Genomic DNA, 15,870 nt, shown 5'->3' with positions numbered 1-15,870 from the left:
CTTCTCAAAATTCACCCGAACTGATATTTTGTTAATTTACTTTCCTTTATGCTTAAAATATCTTAATAATTTTTTTACATAATTTTCGTCTACTCTAGTATTTACGGCACCTGCACCACTTCTTTTAAACATGTTTAAGTAATAATCTGTTAGTCTTAAGGCGTTTGCTTTATAATTTGTTCTTACAGATTTTGATGCAGTATTTATAGTTAAAATGTTACCTGTTTCTGCATCTAACATTGGCACCATTCCTAGATTAGGAATTTCTTCATCATGTTTATCAAAAACTCGAATACCAGTTAAATCGTGCTTTTTTGCAGCTATTTTTAGTGTTTTTTCATAATCATCATCCATAAAATCTGATAACATAAAAACAATTGCTCTTTTTTTAAGCACACTAGATAAAAACTTTAATGCTGCTGCAATATTAGTTTTTTTACTTTTAGGTTGAAACTCGATTAATTCTCTAATAATTCGTAAAACATGACTTTTTCCTTTTTTAGGAGGAATGAAGAGTTCTATATCATCAGAAAATAAAATTAAACCAACTTTATCGTTGTTTTGAGTTGCAGAAAACGCAAGTGTTGCTGCAATTTCTGTAACTGTGTCTTTTTTAAATTGTGTTGAAGTACCAAAAAGTTCTGATCCAGATACGTCTACTAAAAGCATCATGGTTAGTTCTCTTTCTTCTTCAAAAACTTTAATATACGGTTCGTTGTATCTTGCTGTTACATTCCAATCGATTGCTCTAACATCATCACCAAATTGATATTGGCGAACTTCAGAAAAAGTCATACCACGCCCTTTGAAAGAAGAATGGTATTCTCCGCCAAAAATATCATTAGACAAACGCTTTGTCTTAATTTCTATTTTACGAACTTTTTTAAGTATTTCTTTTGTATCCATTTTTTGCTTTTGGCTTTTAGTGAGTTAGCTTTTAGCGAAAGGCTAAAGGCAAATTGCTAATAGCTTCTATGGCACTTCTACTTCGTTAATAATAGAATTGATAATGTCTACAGATGTTACATTTTCTGCTTCTGCTTCATAAGTAATACCAATTCTGTGACGTAAAACATCTTTTACAACAGCTCTAACGTCTTCTGGTATTACATAACCTCTTCGTTTTATAAAAGCATAACATTTAGCTGCTTTGGCTAAATTGATGCTTCCACGAGGTGATGCACCAAAATTTATTAAATCTTTTAATTGTGGTAAGTTGTATTTTTCTGGATAACGTGTCGCAAAAATGATGTCTAGTATGTATTTTTCTATTTTTTCATCCATATAAACCTCATTAGCAACTTCTCTTGCTTTAATAATTTGGTCTACAGAAATTACTGGATTTACTTTTGCGAATCCGCCAGTTAAATTTTGACGCATAATTACTTGCTCGTCTTGTAACTTAGGATAATCTATTACAACTTTAAGCATAAATCTATCTACCTGTGCTTCTGGTAATGGGTAAGTACCTTCTTGTTCTACAGGGTTTTGAGTTGCCATTACTAAGAATGGTTCGTCTAATTTAAAGGTTGTGTCGCCAATGGTAATTTGACGCTCTTGCATTGCTTCTAATAGCGCAGATTGTACTTTTGCTGGTGCTCTGTTAATCTCATCTGCTAAAACAAAGTTTGCAAAAATTGGTCCTTTTTTAATTGCAAAGTCGTTTTCTTTCATGTTGTAAATCATGGTTCCAACAACATCTGCAGGTAGTAAATCTGGTGTAAATTGTACTCTACTAAAACTACCTTGTACTGCTTTAGATAGCGTGTTAATTGCTAGGGTTTTTGCCAAACCAGGCACACCTTCTAGTAAAATATGACCATTACCAAGTAAACCAATTAGCAAACTTTCTATCATTTGCTTTTGACCTACAATAACTTTGTTCATTTCTAAAGTAAGAATGTCTATAAAAGCACTTTCTCTCTCAATTTTTTCATTAATAGCTCTTACATCTATATCCATTGTATTTTATATTAGGCGTTATATATCTCGTAATAATCTTATAGTAACAAAACTACAATTTTAACATATTTGTTTTTGTTAAAAGTAGGTTAAAGATGATTGATATATTTTTGTTATTTTTAAACAATTATTAGCCCTTAAAAATATAAATGGAAAAATTAACAGACAAATATTTATGGAAATCTTTAAAAGAAGGTGATTTAAAAGCGTTTTCTGTTCTTTTTGAAACTTATTACTCTAATTTACATAGTTACGGTTTAAAGATAAGTAAAGATGAAGCGCTAACAGAAGATACTTTGCAAGACTTTTTTATGTACGTTTATGAACATAGAGAAAATTTAAGCGATTTAGATACAATTGCACCTTACCTTTTTACATCTTACAAACGATTTTTATTAAAAGTAATTAAGAAAAACGAAAAAGTAAAACCAACAGATTTTTCAAATGAAAATTTTGTAGACATTCAATTTACGGCAGAGGAGTTGATAACAAATCAAGAAGTTGAAAGCTTTAAAAATAAAAATTTAACACAGCTTTTAAATAAATTACCAAAAAGACAAAAAGAGGCAGTTTACTTAAAATATTACAGCGGTTTAAAAGCGAAAGAAATTTCTGAAATAATGGGTATTAACTACCAAAGTGTCGTAAATACTTTACATAAAGCAATTAAAAACTTAAAGGAAGAAATTTCGATTATAAAATTATTTAAGTTTTAATAAAAAAAATAAGGGTATAAAAAAGCAATAAATACCTTATACAAATAGATTCTATACATTTAATAGATAATGAGTAAGAAAAATTATGATAGCATAAACGATTTTTTAGATGATAATTCATTTAAAAATTGGGTTTTTCAAAACAACGGAACCGATGTGGGTTTTTGGGATTTTTGGATAGCTAATAATCCTGATAAACAAGATTTAGTGAATGAAGCTAAAGATCTTGTTATTGGTGTTTCTTTTAATAAAAAACAAGTTGGTAAAGAAAAAGTTGCTTTCGAATGGCAAAAATTAGAAGCTAAAATTAAAGCAAAACAAAAACAACCAAAAAGAAAATTAAGACATTTACATAAATATGGTGCAGTTGCATCAATTCTTCTATTGATGGTTTTAGGTGTGTATTTTATCAATAGAAATACTAGAATTACGCATAAAACAAATTACGGAGAAATTTTAACGATTAAACTTAAAGACGGTAGTGATGTTACACTAAATTCTAATTCTAGTTTATCTTATTATAAAAATGAAAGTAGAAAAGTTTGGTTAAAAGGTGAAGCCTTTTTTCAGGTTGATAAAAAAATAGCAACCAATGCTAAGTTTTGGGTGTTAACAGATGATTTGTCTGTAGAAGTCTACGGAACATCTTTTAACGTAAGTACCAAAAGAAAGAAAACAGATGTGTTTTTAGAAGAAGGAAATATTTGGCTAAAACTTAAAAACGGCCAAGATAAAAAGATGATTCCGGGGAACTATATTTCGTATTCATCAGAAAAAAATAAAGTATTAGAAGATAAAAACATTTTTAATGCTAGAATAAAAACTTCATGGAAAAACGGTTCTTTATTGTTCGATAACTTATCTTTAGAAGATGCAATGGAAAAAATAAAAGAATCTTATGGGTTTTCTATTATTTTTAAAGATGAAGAGAGTAAAAAATTATCAATTACAGGTGCTGTACCAATTACCAACATAGATATTTGTTTACAAGCAATAGAAAAATCTGTAAATGTAGCAATTGTTAAAGAAGACAACTCTTTAGTAATTAGCAAAAAATAAGTGTAATTTTAAATTTATAGATGTTTTCGAAAATAGTATTTTTAAAATTTTTATTACTTGTTTTTGTTGCATTTAACACCTTACCTACACTTTCTCAAAATCATAAAAAAGAAAAAGTTCCTTTAGCTGTTTTATTAGATAAAATTAGTAACGAACACAAGATTTTTTTTACATATAACGCTAATTTACTAGCAAATAAGTTTGTGCAAGAAGAAAGTTTTGTAAACTTATCTTTAAAAGAATCTATTTCTTTATTAGAAAAAATTACACCCTTTTTATTTGACGATTTAGGAAATAGTTATTACGTTATTTACAAAAAGAAAGAGTCTAATAAACGAAAAATTCATGCTAGAGGAAATACCGTTTTTAAAAAAGATATTGTTGTTGATAGCGCATTTTTAAATAAAAAAATTACAGTTAAAGGTATTGTTTTAAGTTCAGAAAATATTCCTTTAAGCGGTGCAACATTGCAAGAAGAAAAAACTTTAGTAGGCACAACTACAAATACAGATGGAACATTTGAATTCGAGGTTTTATCCAACAACAGTATTGTTGTTAGTTTTATTGGTCATAATTCTAGAATATTACAATTGTATCCAAATAAATTTCACACCATAATATTAGCATCAGGACAAGATTTAGATGAAGTACAAGTGGTGGGTTCTAGAAATAAAAACAGAGTTGCAAGCGATACGCCTGTTGCAATAGATTTTATAGATATCGAAAAAACAGCTGCAAAAAGTAGTCAAGTAGAAGTCAATCAATTTTTGCAATATGCAATTCCTTCATTTAATGCTACCAAACAATCTGGTGCAGATGGCGCAGATCATATAGATCCGGCAACTATTAGAGGTTTGGGGCCAGATCAAACACTAGTTTTAATTAATGGTAAAAGAAGGCATCAAGCTTCTTTAATTAACCTTTATGGTACACGCGGTAGAGGTAATTCTGGTACAGATTTAAATGCAATTCCTATTTCAGCAATTAAAAGAATAGAACTTTTAAGAGATGGCGCTTCTGCTCAATATGGTTCAGATGCAATTGCGGGTGTATTAAACATTGTTCTAAAAGACAATGATAATTCACTAGATGTTAAGTCTACTTTTGGTTTTTACAATGCAGATCCTAATCGTTTTTTTCCGAAAAGAACAGATGGTTTTACTACTAAATTGGGTTTAAACTACGGAACAAAAATAAGTAAAAATGGATTTTTTAATTTTTCTGCAGAAGCAATTTCTTTAGAAAACACCACAAGACCAGCAACAGAAGCTAGAGAAAAATACGGGCAAGCAGAGGTAAAAGGAGTAAGTTTTTTTTTAAACTCAGAAATTCCTATTTATAAATCGACAAAACTCTACTTTAACGGAGGCGTAAATTATAAAAATACAGAAGCTTTTGCCTTTACAAGAAAACAGCAAAGCGAACGAAATGTTCTAGAAATTTATCCAACAGGATTCAATCCTTTAATCACTTCAAAAATAATTGACAATTCTTTTTCGGTTGGTTTGCTAACAACGTATAAAGATTGGAGTGTCGATTTAAATAATACCTTCGGAAGAAATAACTTTCATTACTTTATTAAAAACACCTTAAATGCAACTTTGGTAGAAAATTCGCCCACAGAGTTTGATGCAGGCGGACATCAATTAATTCAGAATACAACAAGTGTCGATTTTTCAAAATATTTTAATGAAAACACTTACGGATTTAATGTGGCACTTGGTTTAGAGCATCGTTTAGATAAATATAAAATTTTTTCTGGTGAAGAAGCCTCTTATGCTGCTTACGATGTAAATGATAATTTAGTAAATTCTGATACTTCTTTAGAAGATTATAAAACGTTTAATGGTAAAATAAGACCTGGCGGTTCACAAGGTTTTCCTGGGTATTCTCCAGAAAATGAGTTAGATAAAAGTCGCTCTAATTTTAGTTTTTATTTAGATACAGAAGTAGATTTTTCTAAAAAATTTATGATTGGTTCTGCTGTTAGATACGAGTATTACAGTGATTTTGGTAGCACATTAAATTTTAAGTTTGCTTCTCGATACAAAATTTCAGATAAACTTAATTTAAGAGGTTCTTATAGCACCGGTTTTAGAGCGCCATCTTTAGCACAAATATATTACAACTTAACGTTTACTAATTTTATTGGCAGCAAGCCGTCAGAGTCTTTTTTAGTGCCCAATAATAGTCCTATTGCTAGAAGGTTTAATATTGAAAAATTAAAAGAAGAAAAAGCCAAAAACTTTAGTTTAGGTTTTGCTACAAAATTTAATAAGTCTTTAAATGCAACCTTTGATGCTTATTACGTTGCAGTTAAAGACAGAATAATTTTAAGCGGTAATTTTGATGCATCAGATTTGGGTTTAGGCATCGAAAATGTACAGTTTTTTGCAAACGGAGTTAGTACAAAAACAACTGGTATAGATGTTGTTTTAAATTGGTATAAGAATTTTGAAAACAGCAAGCTTTCATTAGACTTTTCTGGAAATATCAATCACATGATAATTACAGATATTAATAATAAAGAGTTAGATGAAGAAACTTTTTTTGGCAAAAGAGAACAACAATATTTACTAGCTTCTGCACCAAATAACAAATTTAGTTTGGGTGTAAATTATCAGTATAAAAAACTTAAAACGGCTTTAAATTTTACAAGATTTAGTAGCGTTAAACTAATCGATTGGCAAATTAGTCAAGATTTAGCTAATTTTAATAATTCAGAAGTAGAAAGGTTAGATGCTTCTATAGATATTTATCAGCCAAAATTAACAACAGACTTACATTTTAGTTATCAATTTAATAGACTTATAAATTTGCAAATTGGCGCAAATAATCTTTTTAATATTTACCCTACAAAACAAGAAAGCTTTACTGATAGCGGAGGTTTGTGGGATGCTACGCAAATGGGAACAAATGGTTCTTTTTACTACACAAAATTGAATATAAAATTATAAATACTGATGATTCATTTAAGTTTTTTGATTTTTATTGAAAAAAAGTCAATTTAAAAAGAGTATACTTTTATTTTTTTTGTCTTATGTAATAAATCGAGCAATTCATTTTGTTAAAATGGATAGTTCAATTTAAACACATTTACTAACTAATAATTTATTTATGAGACAAAAGTATTTATTAAAACTATTTACAGTTGCTTTTATGTTTATGCTACCACTTGGGTTTATGGCACAAACTATAAAAGGGAAAATTACAGACAAATCTGGTAGTGCATTACCTTTTATGAATGTTTTGGTTAAAGGAACTTCTATAGGAACAACTACAAGTGATTCTGGAGAGTTTAGCCTTAACGTTAAAAATTTACCAGCTACATTAGTAGTATCTTCTATAGGCTATAAAACAAAACAAATTAATGTTACAGATACTTCTTTTCTAAACATTACAATAGAAGAAGGAGATGAGTCTTTAAATGAAATTGTAATTACGGGTTCTAGAGCACCAGCTCGTAGTAATACAAAAAGTCCGTTACCAATAGATATCGTTTCATCTAAAGATTTGGTTTCTACAGGACAAACAACTTTTGATAAAGCATTACAGTACAAAATACCTTCTTTTAATACGGTACAAACTCCTGTTAACGATGCAACATCTTTACTAGATCCTTATGAAATTAGAAATATGGGGCCAAGTAGAACGTTAATTCTTATAAACGGTAAACGTAAAAATTTAAGTGCATTATTGTATACACAAACTTCTCCAGGTAGAGGAGAAACAGGTTCAGATATTTCTGGTATACCAACAGATGCAATTAAATCTGTAGAGGTTTTAAGAGATGGTGCTTCTGCGCAATATGGTTCTGATGCTATTGCAGGTGTAATAAATATTATATTAAAAGATAGCCCAAATGCAGGTTCTGCAACTTTAAGAACAGGAATTACTTCTGAAGGTGACGGAGAAATGTTTGGTGTAAGTGTAAATAATGGATCTACTATTGGTGATGACAAAGGTTTTATTAATTATACAGTAGATTTTTCTAAAACAAGTTTGTCAAATAGACCAGGAACAGTAGATGCTGCTGGAGAAGCTGCAGATTTTGGAGCAAATATTGCAGATGTTCAAGAGTTTTTATCTAGAAGACCAGATGCAGGAAACATTAACGGAGCGCCAGAAACTGCTGCTGCTAAATTTTTAATTAATGGTTCTTATAAATTAAGTGAGCAGTCTAACTTATATTTTAATGCTGCATTTGTAAATAAGAAAGTAAATTCTTTTGCAAACTATAGAACGCCGTATTGGAGAACCGTTACAGATTTTCCTTATTTAGCAGATTTCTTTCCAGGAGACAACCCAAATACAGCAGGAGGTTATGATGGTTATGTGCCAACTTTTGAAGGAGATTTAAATGATTACAATGCTACAGTTGGTTTTAAATCTGTAATTAACGATTGGAATGTTGATGCAAGTTTTACAACCGGTGGAAACTCGCAAACTTATAAAGTAAACAACTCTCATAATAGAAACTTTGTGTATTCTCCTTCTACTTGGGTAGATGCAAATAATAACGGAACAATTGATGATGGTGAAGTTACAGAAGGTTCTCAATTATATAGAGAAAACAGTAAAAAATCTTTTGATCCAGGAGGAACTTCTTTTTCTCATAATGTAGGTAATATTGATGTTTCTAAGATTCTTTCTGATAATTTAAGTGTTGCTTTTGGTACAGAATTTAGGTATGAAACTTTTGAAATTATAGAAGGTGAATTAGGTTCTTATGATGGTGGAGGAGCAGATTCTTTCGCAGGAAATAGCCCAGAAAATTCAGGACAATTTACACGTTATAACTTTGGTGGTTATGCTTCTTTAAACTGGAATCCTACAGAGAATTTAACTTTAGATGGTACAATTAGAAGTGAAAATTATTCAGATTTTGGAAATGCTTTTGTTTGGAAAGCAAGTGGTGCTTACACAATAAATGATAAGTATACATTAAGAGGTTCTTTATCTACAGGGTTTAGAGCACCAACATTACATCAAATTTATACACAAAAAGCTCAATATAGTTTTGTGCCAGGTCAAGGTATTCAAGTAGGTGGTTTGGTTAACAATGTATCTTCTCAGGCAGGATTGTTAGGAATACCTAAATTAAAAGAAGAAACTTCTACAAACTTCACTTTAGGTTTAGGAGGAAAAGTAAACAGAAACCTAAGTTTTACAGTAGATTATTATAGTATTAATGTAGAAGATAGAATTGTTCTAAGTACAGAAATTACACCACCAGCTTTACCAGCATTTGATGGTTTATCAGATTTAAGCTTTTTCGTAAATGCTTTAGACACTAAAACTTCTGGTTTAGATGTTGTTATTGGTTATAATAAAATAGAATTAGGAGATGGTAAATTAGGATTTAATTTATCGGGTAACTATACAATTAAAAATGAGAGAGATGGCGAAGTTAAAAACCCTGCTTCTGTAGCTGCTACAGGTCAGTCTGTTGTTAATGCAACTCAAGAAGCATTGTTTTTTACTTCAAGGCCACAAACAAAATGGATTTTAGGTTCTACTTATGATATTAATAAGTGGGGATTCTCTTTAAACAACACGTATTTTGGTAAAACAACATTTAAACAACAAGGTTTAGATGCTAATTTAAGAACAGAGTTTACACCAAAAGTTGTTACAGATTTAGGAATCAACTTTAACGCTACAGAAAAGTTAACTTTAGCTTTAAACGTTAATAATTTATTTAATGTTCTACCAGAATGGAGCTTTAAAGCAGAAAACGCAGCAGGAACAGCAATTATTAATGATCCGGCAGCAATTAAAAATCAATCTAACTTGATAACTTTTAACCAACGTTATTCTCAAATGACGTATGATGGTTACCACTTTAGCCAGTTAGGTACAATGTTTAATTTATCTTTAAACTACCAGTTCTAAAGAATAATTATATTTGATTAATTGAAAAACGCTACTTGAAAAAGTAGCGTTTTTTTTATATTAACATAGAGAAATATTAGTCCTTTTTAAGAGAAAGTGTTTCGTTTTCGAATTCACCAAATGTAAAATACTGAATCCAGTCACCTAAGTTTATGTAAGTAGAATTTTCTTTTAGTTTTATTTCTAAAGGAAGATGTCTATGCCCAAAAACAAAATAATCGTAGTGTTTTTGTGTTAGCTTCTTTTTACAATATTGTACTAGCCATTCGTTATCTTCTCCTAAAAACTTAGCGTCTTCATCACCAGAAATCATTTTATTTTTTACAGACATATATTGCCCTAACTTAACACCTAAATCTGGGTGAAGCCACCTAAACATCCATTTAAATAAAGGAAAAGTAAATACTTTTTTCATGCGTTTATAGCCTTTGTCTCCTGGGCCTAAACCATCACCATGTCCTATTAAAAAAACTTTATGATTTATTTTAAACTCTTGCGGACTGTGAAATACCGGAATATTTAATTCCTTTTCAAAATAATCGTTCATCCATAAATCATGGTTTCCAACGAAAAAGTAAATAGGAATTCCAGCATCTTTGATTTCTGCAAGTTTGCCTAAGACTCTAACAAATCCTTTAGGTACAACTGCTTTGTATTCAAACCAAAAGTCGAACAAATCGCCTAATAAAAAAATAGCTTCAGCATCTTTTTTAATAGTATTTAACCAATTTACAAACCGTTGTTCTCTAGGAAAACTTGCTTCTGCAGTTGGTGCTCCTAGATGTTGATCTGAAGCAAAATATACTTTTTTATTATTGGTTGTAGTAATAGAAATCATTGCTACAAAGTAAAGCTATTCGTTGTTAGTTTCCAACTCTAAAACTTTTTGAAGCATTTTGTCGTCTTTATGAATAATTCTATAAAAACCAACATCGCCAAAAAGTACGTTTGCAATAGATGCTTTTAGGTATTTTTTAATGCTTTGTTTTGTTCTAAAAGAAGGTTTTATTTTGTCTTTAATTTCTGATAAATAAGTATTGTATATTTTGTCGTCTGTATCAAAATCACGTATAAAAGATTCGATATTCCAAGTAGATAATTCTTTTCTATTATTATCTACATAATCAAAAGCAAAATCGTTAATTGTATTAAAATAATATCGATTCATGTAAGAGGTTGTGTCTACAGCAACAAAAACATCAGGAATAATACCGCCACCGCCATAAACTATTTTTCCTTTAGGTGTTTTAAAACTTAAAGAATCTACTACTTTTATACTGTCTTTATTTAGTAATTCTCCTCTATTAATTCTTTCTTGATAGTCTTTATAATAGTTGCTATTTCCGTTACCAGCATATGGTTTTTGAATTGATCTACCGGTTGGTGTGTAATAACGAGCAGTAGTTAATCTTACTGCAGAACCATCGCCTAAATCCATTTCTATTTGCACTAAACCTTTACCAAAAGAACGTCTACCAATTATGGTTCCTTTGTCGTTGTCTTGCAAAGCACCGGCAACAATTTCTGATGCTGATGCTGAGTTTTCGTCGATTAAAACATATAAACCACCTTTTTCAAAATCTCCTTTAGATGTTGCAAAAGATTCGTCGATATCGCCTTTATTATCTTTTGTAAAAACAATTAATTTATCGTCTTCTAAAAACTCATCAACAATACTGTTTGCAATGTCTATAAAACCACCGCCGTTGCCACGAAGATCTAAAACTAAATCTGTCATACCATCGGCTATTAAACTATTTAATGATGATTTAAATTCTGAATACGTGTTTCTTGCAAAACGATCTAGCTTTATGTAGCCAATAGAGTCGTTAATCATGTAAGATAAATCTACACTTTTAATGTTTACTTTACCGCGAGTAACATCTACGGTAAAAATAGAATCTGTACTTTTTCTATAAATTTGAAGTTCTACTGTGGTACCAGGTTCTCCTTTTAAGTATTCTGGCACTTTGTTAGCAAAAACATTTACACCAAACTTGTTAAACATATTTTGCCCAAATAAAGTGTCTTGGTTTGCCATTAAGATTCTGTCGCCGGCTTTTATTCCGGCTTTAATACTTGGGCCTCCTTTTATAGGCTGAATTACTGTTATTGAGTCTGAAATCATTCTAAATTGAACACCAATACCAACAAAGTTACCTTGCATGTTTTCTTTAACAGCTTGCAGGTTTTCTTTAGGAATATAAACAGAGTGTGGGTCTAATTTACCCAACATTTGCGTAATTGCACCGTCTAATAAACTATCTGTAGAAACTTTGTCTACATAATCGTTTTCTATAAAATTGATAAGTTTTTTTATTTTTTGTTCTTGAGAAGAGCTTTTGGAAAAAGAAAGTAAACTGCTAGAGTTTCCGCCAAAAGATAATCCTATTAAAATTCCAAAAACAACTGCAACTGCAAGAAATAATGGAAGGTTTTTTTTATTCATAAGGTAAATTCATTAATTCGACACCAGCCTTTTCTAAAAATTTTAAACCAGATAGATCTTTGTATGCATTTGCATAAACAACTCTTTTAATACCTGCTTGATGTATTAGTTTACTGCATTGTGTACAAGGAGATAAAGTAATGTAAAGTGTTGCACCTTTTGCAGATTGAGTAGAACCTGCAACTTTTAAAATTGCGTTAGCCTCTGCGTGTAAAACTTCCCACTTTGTATCTCCGTTATCATCTTCACAACAGTTGTCAAAACCCGTTGGGGTTCCGTTAAATCCGTCTGAAATAATCATTCTATCTTTTACAATTAAAGCACCTACTTGTTTGCGTTTACAGTGAGAAAGTTTTCCCCATTCTAAAGCCATTCTTAAGTAAGCTTTATCGTATTTTAATTGCTTTTTTTCTGTCATAGTCTACGAAAGTAAAAAGATTAATAGAATAAAGACGTTAATTATTAGTCAAAATTTATAATTACCAAAAAACTCTGTCTAGCATCATTTGTATAGAAAAACCGATTACGATAGAAGAACAAACTAAAATCCAATCTCTTCTTGTAACCTTAAAAAAGTTTTGTAAAAGAGTACCAATAATTAAGATTCCTAAAACAATTATAATTTGTGCAGCTTCTATACCAACAGCAAATTCTAACAAAGGCATTAATTTATCTTCTTCTTTACCTATCATCATTTTAAAATAATTAGAAAAACCTAAACCATGAATTAAACCAAAGAATAAAGCAAAAACTAAGTTGGTATTTTCTTTACCATAAGATGATTTTTTCGCAGTAAAAACGTTTATAACACCTGTAATAAAAATAGTAACAGGTATTAAAAACTCTATTAGTTTCATGTCTATATTTAAAATACCATAAGCAGATAAAGCTAAGGTTATAGAATGGCCAATTGTAAAAAGTGTAACCAACCATAAAACTTTTTTTAATTGATTAAAGTTGAAAACAACTGCCAAAACAATTAAAAATAAAATATGATCGTAAGCATTAAAGTCTAACACGTGGTTTAGACCCATTTTAAAGTATAAAATAAAATCGTCCATTTTTTTCTTGAATTTAGAGGAAAACCAAAGATATTAAAAACTTAAAACAACGCTAAATTATTTTAGAAACTATTATTATTGGTAAACCAGTTTGGTTTACCAATAATAATATAGTTATATTTGTGTTGTTGGTTTGTTTTGAATTGGTTTAGTTATTTGTAAATCATTTAATTAGTCTCTAAAAAGTACTGCTTTTGAACTAGTATTTACCATTTATTTATTTTTAAAATAATCTTTAATGAAAAAATATCTTCTAATTTATATTGTAATTCTTTTCTTTAATACTCATGATTTTGAAGCTCAAGAAAAATTTGTTGCTAGTATTTCTGAATATAATGAGGCAATTAAAAAAGCAAAAGCTGGTGATGTACTTATTCTTAAAAATGGTGTTTGGAAAGATGTCGAAATTAATGCTTATGGTAAAGGTATTAAAGATTTGCCAATTGTAATAAAAGCAGAAACCGCAGGAAAGGTTATTATCACAGGAAATTCTACATTAAATATATACGGAGATTTTATTATTGTAAGCGGTTTGTGGTTTAAAGACGGATATTCTACTTACAAGTCTGTTGTTCAGTTTAAGAAGAATGCTAAGTTATTTGCTAATAATTGTCGCTTAACTAATTCTACAATTTCTTATTATAAAGTTACGCCAGGTGTAAAAGATCATTGGGTAGATATTTGGGGAAAAAACAACAGAGTAGATCATAATAATTTTACAGGAAAAACTAGTGCCGGAACCACATTAGTTGTTTGGTTAAAAGGAGATGAGCATATAGAAAATAACCACAGAATTGATAATAATTTATTTGGTTTTAGAGAAGAACTTGGTGAAAACGGCGGAGAAACTATTAGAATTGGGACTAGCACAAACTCTATGAAATCTTCTAAAACTTTAGTAGAAAGAAATGTGTTTGCAAGCTGTAACGGAGAAATAGAAATCATCTCTAATAAATCTGGTGATAATATTTTTAGGGATAATTTGTTTGTTGGTAGTAAAGGAACCTTAACATTGAGACATGGTAATAATGCTTTGGTAGAACGAAATGTTTTTTTAGGTAACAGTGTTAGTAAAACTGGAGGTATTAGAGTAATAAACTCTGGACATATAATCAAAAATAATTTACTAATTGGTTTGCAAGGAGAAGGTTATAGAGGTTCTATTGTATTAATGAATGGAGTTTTAAATTCACCTTTAAATAGATACCATCAAGTTAAAAATGTAGACATTCAAAATAATACAATTATAAATTCGGGTCCGATAGTTTTTGGTGCAGGTAAAGACGATGAGAAAACCTTAGCTCCAGAAAATGTTAATTTTTCTAACAATCTAATTTTTAACAATAAAGCTGCAAATAATGTACAGTTTTTAGATGCTGTTTCTGGTATTAATTTTAATACAAATTATATTGATGCAACTGATGCAGACATTGTAGGATTTATAAAGACTAAAATCAATTGGAAAGAATTAAAAAATTATCCAATTCCGACAAAAGAAAATCAAGATTTACTTAAAGCAACTAAGAATAATTTAAGTCCTGTAAAAGACATTACTAGAAAATTAAGATCAGTATTAAATGTAGGCGCTTTTAATTTAGGTTCAAACAGATTGCCGATTGCTTTGAGTTTAAGAGCAGGACCAGGCTGGAAACCAAAAATAGTTGCACCAAAGGTAAAAAAGCAAGAAATATTAGTAAAACCCGGAGTTTCAACTCTAGAAGAAGCTATAAAAATTGCCACTAAAGGAGCGGTTTTAAAATTAGAAGCAGGAGAGTTTTTATTAAAGAAAAAAATTAAAATAACTAACAATATTACAATTGTGGGCGTACAAAAAGGAGTTTCTGTAATCTCTGTAAGTAACGATGTAGAAAAGCAATTAGATTATATTTTTAGAGTAAATGAAGGTGCAACATTTAAGTTGTCTAATGTTACTTTAAACGGAGAAATAAAATCACCTAAATACGCAATAGTATCTCCTAACAAACAAGAAGGCGGTTTGTATAATGTATATGTAAATAATGTAACTTTTAAAAATTTTAATAACAAAAATGGTGGTAGTGTTTTTAAAGCATACAACGGTACATTAGCAGATACTTTAAGTTTTAAGAATTCGAAATTCGAAGATAATTACAGAGGTTTAAATTTATCTTACGATAAAGATATCATTGGTAAAATTAATGCAAATAACATTATTTTACAAAATACTATTTTTAAGAATATTGAAGGAGAAGCGGTAAATTATATTAGAAAAATACCAACACCAGAAATTCCTGGAGGAAATTTGGTTGTTAAAAACTGTGTGTTTAGTAAGGTGAATAATAAAGAAAAAGGACAATTTTTAAAGACAAACGGAATACACAAAGTAGAAATATCTAATTCGGTATTCGAAAAAAGTTATAAAATTAAAGTTCCGTTAGATTTAAAAGGAAGTAAAAACCTTGTTTCTAATTGTTTAATTTATACTAGCGGATTTGTAAAAGTTAGTAAAAATGCTAAGAAGGTAAATCTAATTTATAAGAATCCTAAATGGGAAAATCAAGTATTGTTTATTCCAAGTGAGAAATCAGAATTACTAAAGAAAAATAATAAGAGAGCCCATATTGGTTTAAAAAGTGAAAATTTTTAAAATGAAAAGCATTCATTTTTTTAAACTGTTTTAAGTGAAATTCGTTTTAAAATTGACTTAAATTTATGATAAATTCACAAATGATATTTTTTTACTGATTTC

11 protein-coding genes are annotated in these 15,870 nt (G+C 29.5%); 5 read left to right on the top strand and 6 right to left on the bottom strand.

The window, feature by feature from the left end; all coding sequences use genetic code 11:
• Positions 1-36: 36 nt before the first annotated feature.
• Both BXQ17_RS10120 and BXQ17_RS10115 read right to left on the bottom strand, forming a co-directional pair.
• A complete protein-coding gene (locus BXQ17_RS10120; protein WP_077810533.1) occupies positions 37-906 on the bottom strand; it encodes a DUF58 domain-containing protein in 870 nt (289 codons plus the stop codon).
• Positions 907-972: 66 nt separating this feature from the next.
• Positions 973-1,962 carry a MoxR family ATPase gene (locus BXQ17_RS10115; protein ID WP_077810532.1) on the bottom strand — a complete coding sequence of 330 codons (990 nt, stop codon included), beginning with the start codon at positions 1,960-1,962 and terminating at the stop codon, positions 973-975.
• A 149-nt stretch (positions 1,963-2,111) separates the two neighbouring features.
• On the opposite strand from BXQ17_RS10115, the gene BXQ17_RS10110 reads away from it, so the two are divergent.
• The 4 genes from BXQ17_RS10110 (at position 2,112) to BXQ17_RS10095 (ending at position 9,632) form a co-directional block, all read left to right on the top strand.
• On the top strand, positions 2,112-2,678 hold the full coding sequence (locus tag BXQ17_RS10110; RefSeq protein ID WP_077810531.1) for an RNA polymerase sigma factor: 567 nt from the start codon (positions 2,112-2,114) through the stop codon (positions 2,676-2,678).
• Positions 2,679-2,747: 69 nt separating this feature from the next.
• Positions 2,748-3,737, top strand: coding sequence for a FecR family protein (locus tag BXQ17_RS10105; RefSeq protein WP_077810530.1), 990 nt, complete (start codon positions 2,748-2,750; stop codon positions 3,735-3,737).
• A gap of 20 nt (positions 3,738-3,757) precedes the next feature.
• The gene (locus BXQ17_RS10100; RefSeq protein ID WP_077810529.1) at positions 3,758-6,694 is read left to right on the top strand and encodes a TonB-dependent receptor; all 2,937 of its coding nucleotides are present in this window, start codon (positions 3,758-3,760) and stop codon (positions 6,692-6,694) included.
• 160 nt (positions 6,695-6,854) lie between these two features.
• Entirely contained in the window at positions 6,855-9,632 is a 2,778-nt protein-coding gene (locus BXQ17_RS10095; protein WP_077810528.1) for a TonB-dependent receptor, read from the top strand.
• Between the two features lie 76 nt (positions 9,633-9,708).
• Here BXQ17_RS10095 and BXQ17_RS10090 read toward each other — a convergent pair whose 3' ends face one another.
• From BXQ17_RS10090 to BXQ17_RS10075, 4 genes are all read right to left on the bottom strand, one after another.
• Positions 9,709-10,470 (bottom strand): UDP-2,3-diacylglucosamine diphosphatase, encoded by a 762-nt coding sequence (locus BXQ17_RS10090; RefSeq protein ID WP_077810527.1) that lies wholly within the window; start codon positions 10,468-10,470, stop codon positions 9,709-9,711.
• 15 nt (positions 10,471-10,485) lie between these two features.
• Positions 10,486-12,081 (bottom strand): S41 family peptidase, encoded by a 1,596-nt coding sequence (locus tag BXQ17_RS10085; RefSeq protein WP_077810526.1) that lies wholly within the window; start codon positions 12,079-12,081, stop codon positions 10,486-10,488.
• Complete coding sequence (locus tag BXQ17_RS10080; RefSeq protein ID WP_077810525.1) at positions 12,074-12,499, bottom strand: dCMP deaminase family protein; 426 nt, start codon at positions 12,497-12,499, stop codon at positions 12,074-12,076. Before BXQ17_RS10080 ends, BXQ17_RS10085 begins: the two co-directional genes overlap by 8 nt.
• 61 nt (positions 12,500-12,560) lie before the next feature.
• Entirely contained in the window at positions 12,561-13,142 is a 582-nt protein-coding gene (locus BXQ17_RS10075) for a HupE/UreJ family protein (RefSeq protein ID WP_077810524.1), read from the bottom strand.
• A 238-nt stretch (positions 13,143-13,380) separates the two neighbouring features.
• On the opposite strand from BXQ17_RS10075, the gene BXQ17_RS10070 reads away from it, so the two are divergent.
• Positions 13,381-15,768, top strand: a complete 2,388-nt coding sequence (locus BXQ17_RS10070) for a polysaccharide lyase 6 family protein (RefSeq protein ID WP_077810523.1) — start codon at positions 13,381-13,383, stop codon at positions 15,766-15,768.
• The last annotated feature ends 102 nt before the right edge of the window (positions 15,769-15,870 follow it).

The organism is Polaribacter sp. BM10, assembly GCF_002005425.1.
In the GTDB taxonomy this organism is placed as follows: domain Bacteria; phylum Bacteroidota; class Bacteroidia; order Flavobacteriales; family Flavobacteriaceae; genus Polaribacter; species Polaribacter marinaquae.
Note: the sequence above shows the minus strand (reverse complement) of the source record. Positions and strands in the feature narration are given on the sequence as shown.

What these genes read in the sequence shown, in the direction of transcription:
- BXQ17_RS10110 (WP_077810531.1), top strand. Translation starts at nt 2,112, where the DNA reads ATGGAAAAATTAACAGACAAATATTTATGGAAATCTTTAAAAGAAGGT.
- BXQ17_RS10085 (WP_077810526.1), bottom strand. Translation starts at nt 12,081, where the DNA reads ATGAATAAAAAAAACCTTCCATTATTTCTTGCAGTTGCAGTTGTTTTT.
- BXQ17_RS10100 (WP_077810529.1), top strand. Translation starts at nt 3,758, where the DNA reads ATGTTTTCGAAAATAGTATTTTTAAAATTTTTATTACTTGTTTTTGTT.
- BXQ17_RS10120 (WP_077810533.1), bottom strand. Translation starts at nt 906, where the DNA reads ATGGATACAAAAGAAATACTTAAAAAAGTTCGTAAAATAGAAATTAAG.
- BXQ17_RS10105 (WP_077810530.1), top strand. Translation starts at nt 2,748, where the DNA reads ATGAGTAAGAAAAATTATGATAGCATAAACGATTTTTTAGATGATAAT.
- BXQ17_RS10115 (WP_077810532.1), bottom strand. Translation starts at nt 1,962, where the DNA reads ATGGATATAGATGTAAGAGCTATTAATGAAAAAATTGAGAGAGAAAGT.
- BXQ17_RS10080 (WP_077810525.1), bottom strand. Translation starts at nt 12,499, where the DNA reads ATGACAGAAAAAAAGCAATTAAAATACGATAAAGCTTACTTAAGAATG.
- BXQ17_RS10075 (WP_077810524.1), bottom strand. Translation starts at nt 13,142, where the DNA reads ATGGACGATTTTATTTTATACTTTAAAATGGGTCTAAACCACGTGTTA.
- BXQ17_RS10090 (WP_077810527.1), bottom strand. Translation starts at nt 10,470, where the DNA reads ATGATTTCTATTACTACAACCAATAATAAAAAAGTATATTTTGCTTCA.
- BXQ17_RS10070 (WP_077810523.1), top strand. Translation starts at nt 13,381, where the DNA reads ATGAAAAAATATCTTCTAATTTATATTGTAATTCTTTTCTTTAATACT.
- BXQ17_RS10095 (WP_077810528.1), top strand. Translation starts at nt 6,855, where the DNA reads ATGAGACAAAAGTATTTATTAAAACTATTTACAGTTGCTTTTATGTTT.